The following is a 20,671-nucleotide window of genomic DNA, read 5'->3' on the forward strand; positions in this document are numbered from 1 at the left end:
CTCCAGGTTTGGGTTCTACTCGATGAAATGTCAGGCGGCAGCGAAAGCCGGAGTGGCGTCGCTGACGTAGACGTCGGGTTCGTCGCGAGGAATGACCTGCACCGATCCGTTGGCTTCGATGACACTGACCTCGATACCGTAGATCTCCTCGATCCGCTCTGCCGTGATCACCTCGGCGGGGACACCACTTGCCACCACGTGTCCACCCTGCAGGAAGGCGATCCGATCGCAATAACGTGCCGCCTGACTGAGATCGTGAATGGCGATGACGGCGGCAACGCCGGAGGTTCGAGTGATCTTCCGCGCCAGCCTCAGTGTTTGTAGTTGATATTTGATGTCGAGCGCACTCGTAGGTTCGTCGAGCAGGAGAATGCTGGGTTCCTGCGCCAGAGAGCGGGCAATGAGCACACGCTGCGCCTGACCACCGGACAACTCGGTCACCGATCGTTCCTGCAGTTCGGCGAGGCCGAGGAGCTCGATCGCGCGGTCCACGTGCTCCCAGTCCTGCGCGGACGGGCGTCCACCGAAATGCGGTGTGCGGCCCAGCACCACGGCCTCACGTACCGACAGCTCGAAGGAGACGTCGATGGTTTGCGGCACGTAGGCGACCAGTCGAGCCAGATCGCGGCGGCTCAGATCTTCGAGGGACGTCGTTCCGTCCCACAGGAACGAGCCACTGGTCGGTTTGTGAATGCGCGCAATGTTCTTGAGGACTGTCGACTTACCCGAGCCGTTGGGGCCGAGTAAACCGAGTAGTTCGCCGCGGTGCGCACTGACATTGACTCCGTGCAGGATCTTTCGGCGTCCGTATCCGAAGTGCAGGTTCTCGATGGTCAGTGTCATGAGTGTGCTCTTTTCTTCGCGAGGATGAGGTAGAGGAAGACCGGTGCACCGATCAGTGCGTCGACGATGCCGACGGGAACCACTGCGGGATTGAGGACGGTGCGCCCCACGGAATCTGCTACAACCAGCAGAAGTCCGCCGACGATGGCCGAGAACGGAAGCAGGAAACGGTGATTGGAACCGATGAGAAGACGTGCGATGTGCGGCGCCACCAAGCCGACGAAACCGATGATGCCGGTGAAACTGATCGTCACCGCCGTGAGGACGACCGCAACGGCGATCAATGACAGCCTCGTCTGCGCGACCGGCACACCGAGACTCTTGGCTGCGTCGTCGCCTGCGAAGGCAATCGCATTGACCGAACCGGCTTTTCGTTGCACAAACGGGTATGCAACGAAGAAGAGGACCGCGACGATGAGTACCTGACTCCAGATCGCGCCGTTGACAGAACCCCACATCCACTGCGTGATGAGTGCGAGTGTCTCCTGGTCGGCGGTGAACTGCAGCGCCGACGTGGCCGCGGTGAAGAACTGCGTGACCGCGATACCCAACAGAATCAGTGTCGACGGGTCGCCTCGCTTGGTTGCGCCGAGAGCCAACACGAAGATGGAACTGATGATCGCCACCGTCAGGGCACCGATGACCACCCACACGGAGCTGGACAGCCCGGCTGCACCCGACCCGATGAACACGATGGCGTACGACGCGCCGAATGCCGCGGCAGGAGCAATGCCCAGAGTGTACGGGCTGACCAACGGATTACGGAGCAGGCCCTGGAAGAGAACACCGGCCACCGCCAGCGCCGCGCCGGCTACCAGGCTGAGAAGCACACGCGGTACCCGTAGTTCCCACACTTGCAGGTACAGGCGGGCCGTTCCGGTATCGGGCGCCGATGCGAAGGTGAGTTTCGCCCACAGCGCACTCACCGCGTCGCCGATGCCCACCGCATTGCCACCGAAAGTCAGAGCCCATAGCGAGACCAGCAGTGTCACAGCAGTTCCCGAGAAGATGATCACCCGACGTCCGCGGTCCGATCTGCTGAAGATCCGGAAAGCGGCGAGGCCCGACGGAGTGGTCGAGTTTCCCGGTTCGGTCTGTTGCGCCAGATCTGTCATCGAGAGCCCCTACGCCGTCTCGTGGTGGTAGAAGTACTGGTTGTCCGGGATATAGGTGGAATGCTGATAGTCCTGCACCCACGCGCGGAAGTATTCCTCCTTGTCCACACCTTCGAATCGGTCAGGGTACAACCAGCTCGCAAGATACAGTGCGCCAATCCATTTCGATGCGGAGCTGAGCAGGTAGTTGTTGGTGACCCACAGATTGCCATCTCGGATCGCATCGAGGCCGGCGAATCCGGGGCGGTCGACTATCGACTTGGCAGTGCTGACGAACTTGTCCTTCGGCCACGGCTGGTAGAAACCCTGCGGCAAGCCCTGGACGCCGTTCTTGATGATGAATGCCGGATTTCGGGACACGATGTCAGCGGGTTCCACCGTGTACTCGTTCCAGCCGAGGCCACCGTTGATCTGAATGTCCGAGTAGATATTCGACCCGCCCGCGTAGCGGATCACCCAATCCCACCCACCGGGCACACCGGCCACGTAATCTGTTGCCGCCTCGAAATAGACGCGCTTCTTGTCTTTGTCGTCAAGGCCGGCGAGTCGCTGCGAGAGCAGCGTCTCGATAGCGCCGGGTATCGCCTCCTCGTATTTGCGTGCCTGATCCTCGGTACCGAGGAGTTTGCCCAACAGTTCGACGTTGACATCGGAGAATCTCGGCTCCCAGGCGGACAAGACGATCACCTTGATTCCGAAGGGCGACAGCTTCGATTCCGCTTCCTGCCACGGACTGTTGCTTCCCGTGATCAACACGTCAGGGTTCAATTCAAGAACTTTGTCGTAATTGAACCCCCCGGTTTGACCAGCAACCAGGGTGTTGTCGTTGATGCCCTTGAAGCTGTCCCAGTAACCCGACCAGCCATCTGTCGTGATCTGGCTCGCAGTTGCCCCCACCACCCGATCTTCACCGCCGACCGCACGAATGAGCTCGAGGATGTACTGGTTGCCACCGAGTCCTGAGATTACGCTCTTCGCAGGTAGATCCAGTTCGATCGTCCGACCGGTCTCGTCGACGATCGCGCCGGTAGCGGCCACGGCGTTGCTCACCGGCGAGGTGCCGGACGAGGTGGAGCAGGCCGCCAGGCTCAGGCCGCCGAGCGCCGTGGCCGACAACGCGGCCCAACGGCCGAGTTCTCGACGACTCACTGTCGCGGATCTGAGGGCGAAACGGTTCGGAACGGGCACGGGTACTCCTGATCGAAGGCAAGTAACCTGTCTGGTCGTGACAGCGCAGGTGAATACGGGGATCGCTGACACGACGGCCCGGCATGGCCCGGCGTGGTGTCAGAGCGAGGTGAGGTTCGTTCTCACGGAAAGCGAACAGTGAGCCGGTGCGAACGGCAAGGACAGCAACACACAGTGCGGCTCCTTTCGTTCGGCCGTGCTCTCATGAGCAGACGTGCTCGGCGGTGACGTAGACTCGCCACTCGCTGGAAGTGAGTATGTCCGGTTCTGCATCGGACTTCCAGAATTATCCTCCGGCTGATCGAAACACCTCGAGAATGCAACTGGGGCAACACTTTACAGATCAAGCTCAGCTTCACCTATCGTTAAGTTCGAGCGGTGGTGCACCAGCCGGCAGAAAGCGAACGACGCCGCCGGCTCGATAGCCGACGGCGTCGTGGCAGGGGCTGCGCCCTGTGGGCCTTCTTAGGAGTGCCCGCTAGTGGAGAGGCGCTCGGGCGGGGACCGCCTGCGCGATCAAACTCGCACCGAGCACCAGCTGCTCAGGCGTCCGGTTACTGAAACCTATCCGAATATTGTTCGCATACAATCCACTTCGCGCCGGATCGAAGTACTGTCCGAGCGAGAACTCGACTCCGAGCTTGTTCGCGGTCGCCCTGAGCTGCGTCAGATCAAGTGCCGAATCGGTGAAGGTGATCCACGAGAAGATCCCGCCCTCGATCGCCGGAACCACCACCTGGTCTCCCAACTCTTCGGTCAGTGCCGCTCCCAGGGCGTCGGCGCGTAGCCGATAGATGCCCTGCGCACGTTCGACGATGCCGGCGAAGACGCCTGGACTGTCGAGCAACTCCACCAACGCGGACTGGGTCACCAGCGAAGAATGCTGGTCGGAATTGCTTCGCAACCGCAGCAGCGCCGTGGTCAGCCACGGCGCTGCGACGATCCAGCCCGTTCGCAGACCCGGCCCCAGCGTCTTGGCGAAGGTGTTGACGCGGACTACCCGATCGCTTTCCAGAGTCAGGTCGGCAACAGCCTCACCGCGGAACCGAAGTTCGCGATAGGGATTGTCCGAGAGCACGACGAAGCCGTACTTCTCGGCCAGTTCCACCAGCCTTGCCCGATCCGAGACCGGGAGTGTGGTTCCGGTCGGATTCTGAAAATCCGGAATGACGTAGAAAATCTTGGGGATGTTGCCGGCCCGAAGTTCTTGCTCGAAGGCATCGAGATCCAATCCGGTCGCGGTGGACCGTACCGGTTGCACGCGCGCTCCGTAGTGATCGAGCACGTGCAGTGCCATCGGAAAGGTGGGACTCTCCACGGCGACGACGTCGCCCGGGTCGAGCAGGGCCGCGAAGACCAGGCTCAACCCGTGCAGGGCCCCGTTGGTCACCGTCACGTTCGAGGCGTCGGCGCCCTCATGGGCCGCGATCCACCCACGCAAGGGCTCGATCCCCTGAGCAGATGAATATTGCAACGCTGCAATACTTCTGGCCCCATCCGAGAGGACGTGAGCATAGGCTCGGGCCAGTTCCGCGCCGGGAAGTGCTTCATCGGCAGGCACTCCACCGAGCAGGCGTATCGCGGACGGTGGTAGATCCACTGCCGCGGGGCCGAATCCGGGTGAGGTGATCTTCCGGGTGATGAGTTGAGACAGTGCGGTGGTGGGATCGTCCACGGAAGTCATGTCCGGGTGACCTTTCTTCGATGTAAATTCAGGCAGGAGCTTCTCGAAACAGTTCGAGAACGGCATCTGTTCGTATGGCGGGAAAATCGGTATTCGGGTGTATCCGCTCTTCTCGTACAGTCGGACGGCGTCCGGCTGACGGTCTCCGGTCTGCAGAATCAGACGTGGACGGCCCGCCTGTGCAGCGGCGTCTTCGACCACGCGAAGCAGAAGGCTCGACACCCCGGATCCGCGATGGTCGGGGCGGACGAACATTCGTTTGAGTTCCAGGTCTTCGCCGTTCCACCGAAGCGCCGCATGCCCCACCGCATCCGAGCCGTTGTATACGACGACAGTCAGATGGATCGACTCGGGATCCACGGCGTTCGCACCGTTACGAACGGCGTCGGAGACACGGTCCGCATAGCGGGGTCCGACCTCGGCGGCCATTGCCGCCCGGAGAGCCTCGGCATCTCGATCGAACCAGGACACCTCACGTACGTGCAGAGTCTTCTCCGATCTCGTCATGCGCGGAGGGCGGCCAGAAACGCGTCGACGTCGTCGAGATGAACCGTATGGCCGGTTCCGGCGACCGTGACCACGTCGAATCCATCGGCACGCAACTGCTCCGCGCGTTCAGCCGGGATCAGTGAGCTGGGATCGGCCAGGAGCACGAGGGACGGCACGATCGCCTTGTCCGGGTCAGGTACGACGAAGTTCGGGAGATCCTCGAGAATTCGCGTATCCCAGTCGGCGAGTGCCGCCAACTTGCGATTCCGACTTTCCGGATTCCAGTGTGGGTATGCCTGTTCCAGGTCGGCGAGCGCCCACTCCTTCTGCGCCGCGAACTGGGGTACCGGGGCCGAGTCGATTCGCCATGCCGGATCGACGTACACCGCTCGGCCGGGAAGCAACGTATCAACGGCGGCGGCAAGAACGAGGCCACCCAACGAGTGCCCGACGACAAGATCCGGGCGCTCGGGGACGCTGTCGATCACAGCCTGAGCCAGTGCATCGACGGTGTACCGCTGGAGTGGTGCGCTCTTTCCGTGGCCGGGCAGATCGACCGCGAGTACCCGGTAGCCCTCGTCGGCCAGCGCCGGCCCGACCTGCCACCAGGAGTCTCGCGAATTGCCGAGGCCATGGATCAGCACGGCGACTCGGTCTCCCGAACCCCACTCCTGGACGTGCACGGAACTCATCACTGCCTCTTCCTGATCAAACGCACCTCAATGGCGACCTGGGTCGGAATCGAGCTTAGAAAGCGGTAGTCGAGTGGAGAAGATTTTCGGTCAACCGGACCCGAACCCCGGCGAGTCGCCGACGGGTGTCCGCACTCCCGATCCGCGCACCGGCGCGGGGGTTCGTGTGATCTCACAGCAAGTCAGTGGGTATCGTCACAGCCATCTGGTACAGATTCGTCTAACTCGACAGAGGACGAGTTCACCTGGACGCATACCCCTGGTATTCCGATACTTGCGAGACCGGGGCCAGATACCTACTATCAAGTAACTTGAATCACAGGGGGTTCCATGTACTCGTCGACAGTGCGCAAATTATTGGCTATCGGCACGACCATGACGTTGACCGCCGCAGCGTTGACGTTGTGGTCGGGCGGCGCGATAGCAGCGCCGACGCCCGCGGATCCCGGGCTGAACCCCCCTGAATGGACGGCAACACAAGACGGGCCGCCGAAGTATCCGGGGGTCAGCGTGGAGAACAGTGTCCCCATCACGATGCCCGACGGCGTCGTACTCCGTGGGGACGTCTACCGCCCGGCAGACGCAGCCGGAGTACCGACCGCCGATCAGAATCCGGTCATCGTCAACATCACGCCCTACAACAAGCTGGTCACGACCCTCGTCGATGCGGCGATAAGCACACCGACGTTGTCGCCCCTGCTGCTCGATTTCATCAACTCGCTCAACCTCACGGGCACACCGCTGTCCGGCCTGGAGCCACTCCAGAACATGATCGGCGGCGGACTCCCGTACCTGTTCGGCGTCGATCGCACGCTGATCCAAAGTGGATACACACAAGTGGTCGTGGACGCCCGCGGCACCGGCACCTCGCAGGGCACGTGGGGTGTGTTCGACGACCTGGAGCAGAGCGACACGCCACACGTCCTCGATTGGGCACGGAGCCAACCGTGGTCCGACGGGAAGCTCGGAATGAGCGGCGTCTCGTATTCCGCAGTCAACCAACTCCAGGTGGCGGCGAAGCAACCCCAGGGTCTCGACGCCCTCTTCGCCGTCGAACCGATGACCGATCTGGCCCGGGACGTCATCGCTCCTGGTGGCGGCTTCGGTGTCGGCTTCCTCTCGCTGTGGTTGGCATTGGTGAACTCGACCAAATTCATTCCCGACGTGCAATCGATGTTACGAGGCGAGTTCGACGCCAAGTGGCTTCAAGACCGGCTCGCCGAGCCGCTGACGTACTTTCCCGAATTGGCCGAAGCTCTCTTCGCCCCGTCCGAATCCGCACTGTCTGCGGGCACCCGCGAACTGACCGATCCCGAATCCGCCCGTCGGAACGCCTATCTCACGGACGCTTCCGCCATCACCACGCCCACCTTCGTGGTCGGCGGCTGGCACGACCTCTTCACCAACGCCGAATGGCGTTCACTCGATCAATTGAGCTCGCTCGGTGCCGACAAGAAGAAACTGATCATGGGCAGCGGTTTCCACATCACGCCGGGTGCGGACATGGGCGGCGAAAATCAGCCGCCACGCCTCGACGTTCTGCAGCGTGCATGGTTCGACAAGTGGCTCAAGGGAATCGACAACGGCATCGACCGATACTCACCCGCCACGGTTCATCAACTCGGCGGCGGCTGGGTTCAATCGGGAACCTTCCCGCGCGAAGGACAGGAATACCGTCGTCTGTACCTCGACGCCACCAGCAGCGGAACCGCGGGACATGCCGTGGCCGACGGGTCTTTGTCGAGCACTCCCCCGTCCTCGTTCGCTCGCTGGACCATTGCTCCCGGGCTGAGCACGCTGTGTTCGAACGACGCGACCCAGGCCAGCACCGGCATGCTCGTGATACTTCCGATGTGCACCGACGACACCCGGCTCGCCGAAAGCAATGCGCTCACCTTCACCTCTGCACCGGTGGCCGTGGCGACCGACATCAGCGGACCGATCAACGTGCACCTCAACACACAGGTCGACGCCACCGACGGATTCTTCGCGGTGATGGTGACCGATGTCGCCCCGGACGGCCGTTCGCAGGTGATCAGCTCGGGTTCACTGACCACGTCGCTGCGTAACACCCTCGACACCGCGCAGTCCGGGTACTCGGCGAACGGTGACCTGACCGATCCGGTCTACACCCTCGACCTCGCCAACCGGGCGTTGGTCACCCCGGGTGAGGTCACCGCTCTCGACATCGGCACTCACGCCACCGACGCCGTGCTGCAACCCGGGCATCGACTGCGAGTGGATGTGTACGCCTTCAATTTCCCGAAGGCGATCTCGTTGGGACCGGTTTCTGCCGATACCGGGCTGCGGCCGGAACACGTGGTGATCGATCCGAACAGCCCCAGCTGGATCAACCTTCCCAGCAACGTCGCCATCGGCTAGCGCATCCCGATCTCCTGCAGCCCAACTCGTTCGATGCAGGCGCCCACCACGTCCTCGAGCGTGTCGTCGTCCCCGACGGCGACGCGCTCGAAGGACATGTCGGGGAACGCGCCGGGCAGCGTCGTCGACACCCGACTGTACAAGCCCCGAAGTTTCCTCAGATTTGCTTCGCTCTCATGGGTTTCGAGACCACCCCGTTCGGCGCAGCGACCGGCCGCGACTGTCGGTGCGGTGTCCAGCCAGAGCACTTGATCCGGTAAGGCTGTGCGGTAGGCCGCGGCAAAGGTGTCCAGTGCCGCCGCAGGCCCCCGGTCGAGTGCGGCGACGATCTCGTCGATCACCGTCCATACATCCGAACCTGTACCTACCCGACGACCGTGACGGTGCCGCCACCTCTCGACGGCGACGGTGGCACCGGGCTCCAGTTCCTCCGCCAGCGCGAACATCTCCGTCAGCGCGGACCGGTCACGCCGTACGCCTTGCGACAGCTGCGCGTAGAGCGGTGCGTACACGAACGTCTCGACGAGAGGATGCCGCTCGCACACGAGCACGTCCGGCTCGTACGTGTCGAGGAAGAACCTTTCGACCGGCCCGTAGAGCGTCATACGCAGATACAGCATCGCAACCTTGAGTACCGGATTGCCGACTCGATCGGCCGCGTCGCTCGCCGCCTTGAGCGCCCTGGACAACTCGTGTAGCGGACCGTTGACGGTGTGGTGGAAATCCGGGCAACTGATAGTCGTCACTTGCCCACCGAAGATCGACCTTTCACGTAATCGCGCTGTGACCGACGACTTTCCGCACCCGTCGATCCCCACCACTGCGACCCGGCGGACCGGCCGAGACGTCGTCACAGCACGCCTGCCCGTATCCCGGCGAGGATCGAACGGCCGAGCTCTTCCGGGGCGCGAGTACCGTCGAGTACCACCCAATCCAGCTCGTCGGCGAGTGACCCGAGAATCGCGTGACTGGTTCTCTGGAACGTGAGAAACGCGCTCTCGTCGCCGTAGCCGCTCTCGTAATCACTACGGGACACTTTGCGCGAGAGCGCGGTTTCGGCCGAGATGTCGAGGAAGAACGTCAGTTGGGGCAGTGGGAATCCTGCCGCCAGTAAACGCATCGACTGCATGTCCCCGCCGTGAGCGACTTCGGTGGCGAAATACTTGTACCAGTACGCGTTGAGCACGATCACCTCCGGTGACGTGGCCCGGGCCAGGTCTAGGGCGAGATGCAGTGCGTGAAAAAGGAAATGGACTCGTGACCGGGGGCTCAAGACCCGCAGATAGGCATACACGTCGGACCGGCTCCCGAACGGTAGTGCCGCAACCACGTCGGTGTCGTCGAGTGCGTCCCAGATACCCACTGCCCGTGCGCGCACACCTTCGCCGCTCAACCTACGAACCACGGCGTCGACCTGCGTACTCTTTCCGGAGGCGTCGGCGCCGCTGACGCAGACGAGTCGGGGTTCAGTCTTCGGGTTCATCGAGTCGCTCCACAATTCCGGAACCACCGTCCAGGCGGACCCTCTCGCCGTCACGAATGATCGACATCAATCCCGGGATACCCACGACAGCCGGGATGCCCAACTCGCGGGAGAGAACCGCCGAGTGCGACAGCGTGCTGCCGCGTTCGATCAACAGACCCTTCACACTCGGGAACAGGGGGCCCCAGCCCGGATCGGTACGCACGGTAGTCAGGATCTTTCCCCGCACGTCGAGGTTGTCGGCGGGATCGAGGACAACCTGCACAGCGCCTTCGACCGTCTGCGGCCAGCAACCTGTCCCCCGCAGAATCCGGCCGTCGTTGCCTGCAGGCGCAGCCGCGCGTTCGGTCGACATGGTCGGTGGGCCGAGCGTCTCGAACTGATTGGGCGGATCCGCCTCTTCGTACCGCGCGAACTCCTCGATCCGAGCACGCGCCACTGCCGCAAGATCCGACGTCGTCGATCGCCCCTCCGCGAACGCTTTGATCTCGTCCATCGTCAAGTGGAAGACCTGACGCGGATCGTCCAACTGCCCGGCAGCGAACAGCAACTCACCGACCCGCAGATAGATGGACCGACCTACTCCCACGATTCGAGTTCGGTTCAGCCGCATCCGCTCTCGGTCACGCATGGCGAGGCGTGCCTTACGAACCGCTTTCTCGAGCTTCCGGCGACGCGAACCGGTGAATCCGTCGAGTACGGTGCGCTCGACGCGCGCCTGGCGTTCTCGTTGCGAGCGCTCGAAAGCCTCAGGGTCGAGAGTGTCGTCGTCGACGTAGTTTCGCAAAATCGACACGATGAAGGACGGGTCCTGTCGGAACGAGATCGTCTCGAGTTTCTGCTCGCCGATACACCTGTCGCCGTACAACTCGACGAAACGGCGCAATGCCACCGTCGCCCGGGGCGATACCGCGCACAGGGCTTCGTACGCCGAACGCGGATCGGATCCGAAAAGTGCGTCGCGGCAGATCTTGTCGCCCCGGATGCTCGCGGCCAGACGCATCAGAATCAGTGTCGGCTGCAAGGATTCGACGGCTTCTTCCGACGCCAACAGCCCGGCGATCATCTCTTCCGCCGCCGGTACCCCACTTTCTTCGAGGATTCTCCTGGCCCGCCCGGTCTGGTTACTCAGGTACAAATCGTTGAGGATCTGCACCGCCCACCGTTCGAACAGGGCAAGTCCGTCGTCGGCAAGAGCGACCAACTCCACCAGATCTTCGGCCGAGCTCTGACGCCGCCTGATGTCGGCGATCGCCGCACCGACCTCACTCTGAAAATTCTCGACCATACTGGTACGGTTGAGCATTCGCCAGCCCAAGCCCACTGCTACCGGCGCCAATCGAGGGATCTGCGCCAGCCGGTCACGAACGCTCGGGTGGATCCCTTCGATGAAGTCGACGGGATTTTCCACCCCGATCATCTTCTCGACGTCCTCTTTGTTTCGATCGAAAAACGGCACCAGCCGTAGTACGCGATACCAGTTGTCGATGTTGTAATACACCCGGCCCGAGACCAGTCCGACCATGTTTCGGAGCACTTTGTCGTTACGTTGCACCGAACGTTCGGGAACTCCGATCATGCGTAACGTCCTCCCGAAAGATGACCTCGTAGACTTTCGCGGCCCACGAGAACGTCAACGCCGTGGTCACTCCGTTGAAACTCTCCTGAACGTTGCTGTTGTCCCAGACCGTTCGCCAACTACCCAGCGGCGCGTGGTCGGGAGCCGTCGGCCGCGCAGTGATCGGACGGGTTTGCAGCATGACGATCTCGCCTCCGCGCAGGGTCCACTCGATGTCCTGCGGCGCACCGAGTTCGGCGGCGATTCGCACACCCTCCCGAACCAGCGCGGTGGCCTGCGCCGGTTCCAGGCAGCGCTGCAATCTGCGGCCGAGTTCTACCGGGCGTTCGACTACTCCGCCGCTCTCGGCACGGACGAACTCGATGTCCTTGTCCGCGATGGTGGACGAAACCTCCACTCCCCCATGCGTCAGAACGAACTCGTCGACTGCACAGGCTCCGCTGACCACCCCCTCGCCCAACCCCCAGCAGGCACTGAGAATCGCCTCGTCTGGTACCCCGGTGACAGGATTGGAGGTGAAGAGCACTCCGGAGACGTCACCGGCCACCATTTCCTGGATGATCACGGCGACGTCGGTTACGAGCGCGCCGTCATCGAGGTCGCGACGATAGTGCAGTGCACGCATACCGAAAGCCGAAGCCCAACAGCGCCGAATCGACTCGAGTACCTGATCGGCACCGGAGCGGAAGAGGTAGGTCTCGTAGATTCCGGCGTACGAGCGCTTCGCCCCGTCTTCTCCGAGCGCCGAACTACGGACGGCGACGTGATCGAGATGTGCGACCACCTCGGCCACCTCCTCGGCCAGAACCGGGTCGACGGCGGTATCGACAATGGCCTGGCGTAACCGCTCGGCCGGACCGACACAGTCGGCAAGATCGGCCGTCGCCTCCAAGACACGGCGCAACTCGGGGATGTCACCGCGCGTCAAGTGTGCGGCGAAAGCGTCGGCACCGATCACCGTCCACCGCGGCACGGTGGCACCGGCTTCGCGCAAACGCGCCAACCCCATTGCCTTTCCCCCGATGTTCCGCGCATCTTTCGCGGCCACTTGATCGTTGGTGAGCAGAAACATGATCAACTCGTCTCGTGTGTGATGAGCCCGGAAGTGAGCGACACTCCGGGATGAACGGCCCGGATCGTCAGCGGGCGCCGATCGCTTCGATGATGTTCATCCTGGCGGCCCGAAAGGCCGGCGGTAGGGCTCCGAGCAGGCAGAGCGCGAGAGCACCTGCAGCAAAGACGAACGCCAGCGGGACCGGTACGAAACGTACGTCCACATTCCAGGCCTGCGACGACGCGTAGTCGGACACCCGCTGCTGCACGGTACCGAATATCAGTCCGAGCGCCCCGCCGACTATCGCGATCCCCGCGGCCTCGGCAAGGATCATCGCCGTGGAGAACCGGCCACTGGCACCCACCGCACGCAGAACCCCGAGTTCGCGTCGCCTCTCGATGACGGAGAGCAGCAACGTGTTGAGCAGCGCGACACCGGCTATGACGATCACGATGATCGAGAGCATGTTGTTGAGAACAGTGGCTTGATCGAGGGATTCACCGAAACCCGCGACGGCAGCAGCCCCGGTGTACGCCGACACGCCCGCCGGTAGTTGCGCACGAACCGATGCCAGGGACCTCTCTACATCGCTACCGGGGTCCAGGTGCACCTCGAGTTCCGACGCCCCGGCCCGCCCGAACCAGTCCTGCATCTGCGGCAGGGACATGGACACCGCCCCGTTGAGGGCGGAGAAGAACGGCACTGTCGCCAGAATCGGTGCAGCTCGGGTGCCGGCCGGCGTCTGCATGAGCAACTGGTCGCCGACACCGAGTTCGAGCGACGCGGCCAGATCACGCGAGACGATCACGCCGTCGCCGGCGTCCACCGTCTCGCGCACCGCGGTGTCCACGACCGCTGTCATGGGGCTGGCCGCGCCGGGCGCCAACCCGAACACCATCGCCCGCTGGTCACCGAGCGCCACGTAGCCTGCCTGTTCCTCGACCACTTTCGACACCCCGGGGAGAGCGCCGATCCGCGCGGGTAGATCCGCGGGCAACATCGGACCCGTGGGGAATTCACCGGCAGCAGATGTGGATATCCAGATATCGACGTCTTCCAACGCGGCAAAGGAATCCTTCGTCGAATCGACCGCATTGGCGTTCCCGGCGGTGACCGTGAAGGTCACTGCTACGGCTACGGCCACGGTCATCAGTGTGGCCCAGACGCGAGTGGGGGATCGCCGAATCGACTCGGCTGCCAAGGTTCCCACACTGCCGAACAGCCCGGTCAACAAGGCAGCAGCACGCACGATCGGAACGGCGAGCGCGAATCCCAAGAGAATTTCTGCACCGAACATGGTGGATATGCCCAGGTTCGCTGCGATCCCGGACTGCTGGGTGGCGATGTAGAACGCCATCGCCCCCAACACCACACCGACGATGCCTGCCCCGATTCGGGTCCGTGGGCGCACGGCGTCGACGGTGGAGACCCCCACGGGAACGAGCGCTTCGACCGGCGACACCCGATATATCGCACGAGCTGCAAGTGCCGCCGCGATCAGGCAGATCACCACGGCAACGGCGACGGCTACCGGGATCACCCAGATCGCCGGCGAGAACTCGATCTCGGCAGTGACCGCCTGCACGAACAGATCCGGCAGCCTGCCGATCGTGATGCGGCCCAGAAACACCCCCAGTGCCGAGCCGAGCGCACCGCCGACAATCGCCAGTACCACCGATTCCAACAGCAGATCACCGACGATTCCCGATCGTTTCCCGCCGACGGCGCGCATCATCGAGATGATCGGGCGGCGCTGGGACAGTGCCATTCCCATGGCGGTGTAGATCAGAAAACCGGACACCAGGAAGGCCATCGACGCGGCCGAGATCGCGACGAAGCGGATGAGCGTCACACCGTTGCTCGATTTTGTCTGTTCGGCCGAGGACGCGGAGACCACGGCGCGACCGTCGACGGCGGCGCTGACACCGGGCGTCAACGATTCTGCGGACACACCGGGTTCACCGACGATCAGAACCGAATCCAGGTATCCGGCCTTCGAGGCCACCTGCTGCGCCAACGCCAGCGGGGCGAGAACATAACGACCACCGTTGAAGCGAGAAGAAGATTCCGAATCGAGCACTGCGGCCACCGTCACGGTCGTGTTCTGCAACGCAAACGTGTCCCCCACCGAGAACCCGGTACCGGATCCGACCAGAACTCCGTCCTGCACGCCGGCCAGAGCGCTTCCTGCACCTGATAATTCGGATTGAAGACTGCTGTTCAATTCCGTGGCGCTGATATCGGTGCCGAGTAGGAGCACCGGACCGGCGGGAGAGGTGACCGACGTCTGGATCAGCGGGACCGCTGTGGCAACACCCGGTACCGCTGCGACGGAGTCGCGCACCGACGCCGGGAAGCCGCCGTCCGACGCACCGGAAACCTCCAGGATCGAATCGCCGCCGATGCCTGCGGCAAGGCGGTCGATCGAGTGGTCGATCGAGGAGATCACGGACAGCACCGCAACGAGTAACGCAGTCGAGACGACGACCACGGCAACGGACGCCGTCGTTCGTCCGCGGTGAACCAGAAGATCACGAACCGTGAACACCCAGAGACGATTCAGAGCCGAGCGCATCAGCTCACCCTGGCCGTGTCACTGCGGATTCCACCGTCTTGCAGGGTGACTACCCGGTCGGTGGCCGCGGCGGCAGCCACGTTGTGGGTGACGGTGACGACCGCCCGCCCGCCGCTGTCCTCGTGCGCGATCCGCGCCAGCAGACTCATCAACTGCGCACCGGCCTTGGAGTCGAGGTTACCGCTCGGCTCGTCGGCGAGGATCAACGGCGCATCCATCATCAAAGCCCGCGCGACGGCGACACGCTGCATCTGGCCGCCCGACATCTGCGACGGACGGTGATCGGCCCGGTTCTGCAAATCCACCAGTTCGAGAAGTTCGAGGGCACGAGGCTTGGCAGCGCGGAAGGTACCCCCGTCCAGGAGCATCGGCAGTGCCACGTTCTCCCAGGCGCTCATCGTCGGGAGAAGATTGAAGAACTGGAACACGAAACCGACTTTGTGCCTGCGAAATTCCGAGAGTTGGTTGTCGCCGAAGCTTTGAATGTCCTGCCCTTGAAAAGTGACCGAGCCTGAGTCGGGAGTGTCGAGTGCTCCGAGAATGTGGAGCAGCGTGCTCTTCCCGGCTCCGGACGGCCCCACGATCGCCGAGAACGTACCTGCCTCGAAAGTGAGATCCACCGAGTCGAGGGCCTGCACGGTCTGCCCTCCTATCGAGTACGCCTTCGATATGCCTCTCAGTTCGAGCATCGGAGCACCTCGTCCACGTCGACCAAAGGAGCTCCGAGGAAGCCGGATTCGAGGCAGAAGTCGAGGAGCGTGCGCAGATACTCCTGGCCCGATTCCGGCGACGGGGTACCGACCAGTTCGTCGGCAGCAGTCGAGTCGAACGTACGTCGACTCGAGAAATAGCCGGTGTACTGCCGGCCGATTCTGCGGTAGTACTCGCGCTCACGGTCCGGCAGGTCGTCCTCGGAGAACGACGAACTCGGGACGAAGCGTGCCACCTCGAACGACGGGTACTCCGACAGCACTTCGGAGATCTCGCGCAACGAGATCGACCGGTCACCGACCGCATGGAACGTCTTGCCTCGAGATCGATCGAATTGCGTTGCAGCAGCAATCGTCACATCGGCAACGCGATCGATCGGCGACAACGAGAGATCGGCGTCGTACCGACCGGGGAGTGTCCGCAATTTGCCTTCCACGATCAATTTGAGCACGGTGTAGAGGTTCTTGAAGTCTCGAATGGCACCGGTGGAGCTCGTACCGGTCACGATCCCGGGCCGAACCACCGACCAGCGCACGCCGGCGGAGTTCTTCACGTACGTCTCGGCGCGGTATTTGCTGCGCTCGTATCCGTTCGAGAACTGGTCGGCGTCACTGAGGTCGTCTTCACCGATGAGTCCGGTTCGACGACCACACACGTAGGCACTACTGACGTAGACGAACGTCGCGTCCCAATCAGCGGCAAGTTCGGTCGTGTGCACAGCGCCGCCGACGTTGAGTTCGTCGTAGTCACGCTCGGGGGCGTCGAAAGCCGTCGTCGCGGCCGAATGGATGATCGTGGACACCGATTCCGACAGAGCTTTCGTCGTCGACGCATCGAATCCCAATCCGCGCTCACGGACGTTTCCACGAACGAAGCTCACCGCCCCGCAGTTCTCGGAGAACTCGTCGGCCTCGATCACACCGCCGGCACTGTCGACGATGTGCGGCTGCCGGTGGGTCACGGCGATCACCGGCCGGTCGAGCTCCCGCAGTCTACGCACGAGCTCGGCGCCGACGAGCCCGCTCGCACCCGTCACCAGAATTGCTTTTCCACTGTTCATTCTCGACCTCCTGCTTCGGTGACGTGGCCGGCGATCAGGTCGATCACGTCGTTCACTCGGAGTACCTCGACCAACTGCTCCTGATTCAGTGGGGTCAGTGCGAACGAGGTCTCGAGTGCCATCACCAACTCCATGAGCCTGATCGAGTCGAAGCCCAGATCTTCGACCAAACGTTGATCGTCGGCGACCGACGAGGGTGTTTCCGGGGCCATTCGCGCAATCAACACGCGGGTCCGGTCGGCTACGGCGCTCGCGGCCGTCCGCTGGTACTCGGTCATCGAACATCCTCCTCCACTGCTTCACGTGATCTCTGATGTGGTTGTGTCCCACCGGAGGCCAGCAGGTCCTGCACCTCGTCGATCGGCAGTTCGGTGTCCAGATAAGCTGCCAGCCGCAGCCAGTCGTACGCGATCACCAACGTGCGACGCCACTGTTCGTACGAATCGAAAGATGCGGGAAAGGCCACATCGCCGGTTCCCCTGGCCAACTCGACGAATTCATCGAGGCAAGCCAATGCCTCGCCGTGGTCGGCGGTCGACCACGATCGACCGGAACCGACGTCCACTGCCGCTCGCGCCGACGCGATGACGTCTTCTCGGCGCGGAACAGTGTCGGGCACCAACCGAATCAAGGTCGACACGGCGCCGGCGTCGGGCGGTAGCGGGCTGCAGCCCAGTGCTGAAAGTTGCATGCGCACAGCGCCGGCGATCATACGGTTCGCCGACGCCTCGGCAACTTGCCATTGCTGCTGGGCCAGTGCACCGACCAGATCCTCCCTGGCGTTCTCGACAACGATGTTGGACCACACCAGCGTGGAGGCGGATTCGACGAAGCGGCGGGCAGGTAGCGGTGAAAGTGTCGCGACTTGCGCAGCCGACCGCACGCCACCGCCGATACCCAGAGTCGGCATGATTCCCGTCGGCGGGATCGTGCACGGGCCGCTCACCTTGCACATCGCCATGGCCGCCCGGATGGGTCGCTCGCGACGCCATCGAAGTCCGACCAGCCCGAGCCGAACGAACTCCGCAAGTTCCGGGCCGATACTGCCCGGCGCGCTCTGCCTCGTCTGTGCGATCGACCGACCGAAGACCACCGACCGCCACGCCTGGGCGCCGCGGTCCGAGAGGACGAAGACGTCGTGATCGTCACGCAGCACGTGTATCCGCCCGTCGATCGGCCACGAGGTGACGTTCCGAACCCGGGTGAACACCACGTTCGCCGGGTCGTTGACCACCGGTTCGAGGCCCAACTCCGCAGCGAAGTCCACCGAGCGGCTCAACATCCCGGATTCGTCCGTACCGGCGCGCCCACCTGCCCGCAGGTCGCGCTCGAGCGCACGGTAGCGATCGGTGACCGATCCATCCGCGATCCGGTCCAGCTGTGGTCCCATCCATTTGGACTCCAGATACGTCTCACCACGCTCTGCTGCCCAACCTTTGGCCGCCTGCAACACACCGTCCCTGGCCCAGTCGAGTGACTCGGGAATGCAATCCATCGCCGCGAATGCGACCGCGCGGCGAAGGCATTCCTCGGCTCGCGCGCGCCACCAATTGGCCATGACGGCACCGAAATCGTCGTACGGAAGATCGAGTCTCAGAGCATCGACGTCGACCGATCCTTGGCGAACGAGTCGAGAACGAAGAAAACGCTGGCACCGATTCAGCACGTCCTGGTCGAGCTCGAGCAGCGACGCGGGCTCCGACCCTTTCCCACTCCGGGCCTGGCGCACGTGCTCGAACTGTTCGAGCACCTGCGCCGTCGAACGTGTGCGAATCTCGACGCGTCGGCCACCGACGAACAAGACGCTGGGCATGTCGGGCGCGTGCTCCGAACCGGGTACCAGGGCCAGGAAGTCGATGTCCGAACCGTCGTTCCCGAAGCCTTCCGCTATCGATCCCTCGAGGACGAACGTAGATTCCGCAGGCACGTCCACCGACTCGAGTGCGCGGTCGAGAAGATCGAGGATCTCGGAATTCGTGACGGGCGCGCTGGTTCCGGGGCGCAGCGTCTCCTCGACCGCAGCCCTCGGGGCCTCGGTAGCGGTGTCGATCTGATCGTGAACGGTGAAGTCGCCACCGAGCGTGGAATCCTCGAACAGGTCCCACATCAGCCGGCGCCGAGGCTTTCCACTCGATGTCCGGCGGATGAGCCCGCGATCGCCGGTGACGATCCGGATCTGCGGTACCGGCCCGAGAACACCCCGCAGCACCCTTGTGGCCTCGTCGACCCACGTCCCGACCGGATTCTCGACGAAGACGATGATTCCGGCAGGCATCCCGGCCGCCTGTGACGCGACAGCTGCGAACTTCTGCTTCGATATCCCGGTCGCCCTGGACAGTGCCGCGTCGACATCTTCCATGAATACCGATTTGCCACGAACCTTGATGCTCGATCCCATCCGGCCGACCACGTAGAGAACCCCATTGCGCATGAAACCGGCGTCACCACTGTGTAATTCACCGTCGACGAAGCGAGATCCGGTAGTCGCCGTGGAACCGTCGGCGCTCTCACCGTGATAGCCGTCGGCCACCGAATCCCCCGAGACGACGATTTCGCCGAGGACGGTGTCGGCTACGGTCGTGCCCACTTCGTCGACAACCCGCACTCGCGAAGCGTCGGTGGACACGCCGAGGCCCAGCATCCATCCTCCGCCGCGCAACGGCGAGCCGTCGTATCGAACTTCTGTCTCGATTCCGACGGGCCTACCGAACCGTAGCGTCGAGCTGTCCACGCGCAATGCGGCAAGCGATTTCCCGAACTCCGACATCGAGACGAGAACGGTGGATTCGGCGAGACCGTACGCCGGACGCAGGCTCTCCGGCCGATAACCGGTCGGACGCAGAAGCTCGGTGAATGCATGGACGTGGTTCATGTCGATCGGTTCCGCACCACTGATCAAGGACCGCAATCCCGACAGATCGATTCCCTCGATTTCTGCCGGATCGACCCGAGCAGCGGTGTATCCCATCCCGAACGACGGCGATATCCCGTACTGAGCACCTTCGAGTGCTTTGATCCAGCGCAGAGGTTGGCGGACAAACTGATCAGGGCGCATCAGCTTCAGATTCCCCTGTTCGGCAACCGTACTGAGCAACCCGCCCACCAGGCCCATGTCGTGATAGAGCGGGAGCCAGGACACCGTCGTGTCCCCGCGACGCCAGTCGACAGCGGCGAGAATCATCGCGATGTTCGCGGCGAGGTTCTTCCAACTGATCCGCACCCCCTTGGGCACTCCCGACGAGCCGGACGTGAACTGGATCAGAGCGGTGTCGGACCCTCGCAGCGGAGACCGGGCCGCAAGTGTGAGCGCCGCACCGGACGAGCGCGGCGGGCAGGACACCCCCTGATCTGCCACGATCGGATCTCCGGACGTTCCCGACGACCTCATCACCCGAGTGACGAGTGCCAAAAGATGCGCGGACGTCACGACCAACCGCGGCTGGGCCTGGACGAGGATCGCGGACAGATGCCGCTCGTATTCCTCACCACCTCCGAATACCGGTGGGGGCACCAATGTCACACCGGCTCCGGCCGCCCACGCCGCGTAGATCGCCGACACGCAGAGGTAGTCCGTGGGCAACACTATGCAGATCCCCGCATTGGACTCCCCCGAGCCCGTCGGCGCCGCGTGCGACAACTCCGAGGCCATTCGCAAAGCCTGGTCGGCAATCTCCCGATAGGACCTGTGCGACCAGCCGTCGGCCTCGTCGGCCAACAGGATGCCGCTGTGCGGCGATGCCGATTCGAGCCAACCGCAGACCGCGCGGTACTCGTCGCAATCGCTGGTCGCGAGTACCGCCGCTTTTCCAACCATCG

General features: G+C 63.3%; 15 protein-coding genes. 1 reads left to right on the plus strand and 14 read right to left on the minus strand.

Going from position 1 to position 20,671, the window contains the following annotated elements:
- Positions 1-30: 30 nt before the first annotated feature.
- From ABH922_RS23130 to ABH922_RS23150, 5 genes are all read right to left on the minus strand, one after another.
- Positions 31-843, minus strand: a complete 813-nt coding sequence (locus ABH922_RS23130) for an ABC transporter ATP-binding protein (protein WP_424809153.1) — start codon at positions 841-843, stop codon at positions 31-33.
- Entirely contained in the window at positions 840-1,958 is a 1,119-nt protein-coding gene (locus ABH922_RS23135) for a FecCD family ABC transporter permease (protein ID WP_424809154.1), read from the minus strand. Before ABH922_RS23135 ends, ABH922_RS23130 begins: the two co-directional genes overlap by 4 nt.
- Before the next feature lie 9 nt (positions 1,959-1,967).
- The gene (locus ABH922_RS23140; RefSeq protein ID WP_424809155.1) at positions 1,968-3,146 is read right to left on the minus strand and encodes an ABC transporter substrate-binding protein; all 1,179 of its coding nucleotides are present in this window, start codon (positions 3,144-3,146) and stop codon (positions 1,968-1,970) included.
- Positions 3,147-3,624: 478 nt separating this feature from the next.
- On the minus strand, positions 3,625-5,337 hold the full coding sequence (locus ABH922_RS23145; protein WP_424809156.1) for an aminotransferase class I/II-fold pyridoxal phosphate-dependent enzyme: 1,713 nt from the start codon (positions 5,335-5,337) through the stop codon (positions 3,625-3,627).
- A complete protein-coding gene (locus ABH922_RS23150) occupies positions 5,334-6,011 on the minus strand; it encodes an alpha/beta fold hydrolase (RefSeq protein WP_424809157.1) in 678 nt (225 codons plus the stop codon). The genes ABH922_RS23145 and ABH922_RS23150 overlap by 4 nt, the downstream gene beginning before the upstream one ends.
- 330 nt (positions 6,012-6,341) lie before the next feature.
- Here ABH922_RS23150 and ABH922_RS23155 point away from each other — a divergent pair, with 330 nt between their 5' ends.
- Positions 6,342-8,393 (plus strand): CocE/NonD family hydrolase, encoded by a 2,052-nt coding sequence (locus ABH922_RS23155; RefSeq protein ID WP_424809158.1) that lies wholly within the window; start codon positions 6,342-6,344, stop codon positions 8,391-8,393.
- Here the strand turns inward: ABH922_RS23155 and ABH922_RS23160 are convergent.
- The 9 genes from ABH922_RS23160 to ABH922_RS23200 all read right to left on the minus strand — a co-directional run bounded on the left by ABH922_RS23160 (position 8,390) and on the right by ABH922_RS23200 (position 20,669).
- Complete coding sequence (locus ABH922_RS23160) at positions 8,390-9,139, minus strand: hypothetical protein (protein ID WP_424809159.1); 750 nt, start codon at positions 9,137-9,139, stop codon at positions 8,390-8,392. The genes ABH922_RS23155 and ABH922_RS23160 overlap by 4 nt on opposite strands.
- A gap of 104 nt (positions 9,140-9,243) precedes the next feature.
- Positions 9,244-9,876 carry a dTMP kinase gene (locus ABH922_RS23165; RefSeq protein WP_424809160.1) on the minus strand — a complete coding sequence of 211 codons (633 nt, stop codon included), beginning with the start codon at positions 9,874-9,876 and terminating at the stop codon, positions 9,244-9,246.
- Entirely contained in the window at positions 9,860-11,455 is a 1,596-nt protein-coding gene (locus tag ABH922_RS23170) for a PEP-utilizing enzyme (RefSeq protein WP_424809161.1), read from the minus strand. The genes ABH922_RS23165 and ABH922_RS23170 overlap by 17 nt, the downstream gene beginning before the upstream one ends.
- On the minus strand, positions 11,421-12,527 hold the full coding sequence (locus ABH922_RS23175) for a PEP/pyruvate-binding domain-containing protein (RefSeq protein WP_424809162.1): 1,107 nt from the start codon (positions 12,525-12,527) through the stop codon (positions 11,421-11,423). The genes ABH922_RS23170 and ABH922_RS23175 overlap by 35 nt, the downstream gene beginning before the upstream one ends.
- Before the next feature lie 67 nt (positions 12,528-12,594).
- A complete protein-coding gene (locus ABH922_RS23180; protein WP_424809163.1) occupies positions 12,595-15,084 on the minus strand; it encodes an FtsX-like permease family protein in 2,490 nt (829 codons plus the stop codon).
- Positions 15,084-15,773, minus strand: a complete 690-nt coding sequence (locus ABH922_RS23185) for an ABC transporter ATP-binding protein (protein WP_424809164.1) — start codon at positions 15,771-15,773, stop codon at positions 15,084-15,086. The genes ABH922_RS23180 and ABH922_RS23185 overlap by 1 nt, the downstream gene beginning before the upstream one ends.
- Entirely contained in the window at positions 15,761-16,855 is a 1,095-nt protein-coding gene (locus ABH922_RS23190; RefSeq protein WP_424809165.1) for an SDR family oxidoreductase, read from the minus strand. Before ABH922_RS23190 ends, ABH922_RS23185 begins: the two co-directional genes overlap by 13 nt.
- Positions 16,852-17,133 (minus strand): acyl carrier protein, encoded by a 282-nt coding sequence (locus tag ABH922_RS23195; protein WP_424809166.1) that lies wholly within the window; start codon positions 17,131-17,133, stop codon positions 16,852-16,854. The genes ABH922_RS23190 and ABH922_RS23195 overlap by 4 nt, the downstream gene beginning before the upstream one ends.
- Entirely contained in the window at positions 17,130-20,669 is a 3,540-nt protein-coding gene (locus ABH922_RS23200; protein ID WP_424809167.1) for an AMP-binding protein, read from the minus strand. The genes ABH922_RS23195 and ABH922_RS23200 overlap by 4 nt, the downstream gene beginning before the upstream one ends.
- Positions 20,670-20,671: the final 2 nt, after the last annotated feature.

This window comes from Rhodococcus sp. 27YEA15 (assembly GCF_049739425.1).
Taxonomy (GTDB): Bacteria; Actinomycetota; Actinomycetes; order Mycobacteriales; family Mycobacteriaceae; genus Rhodococcus_F.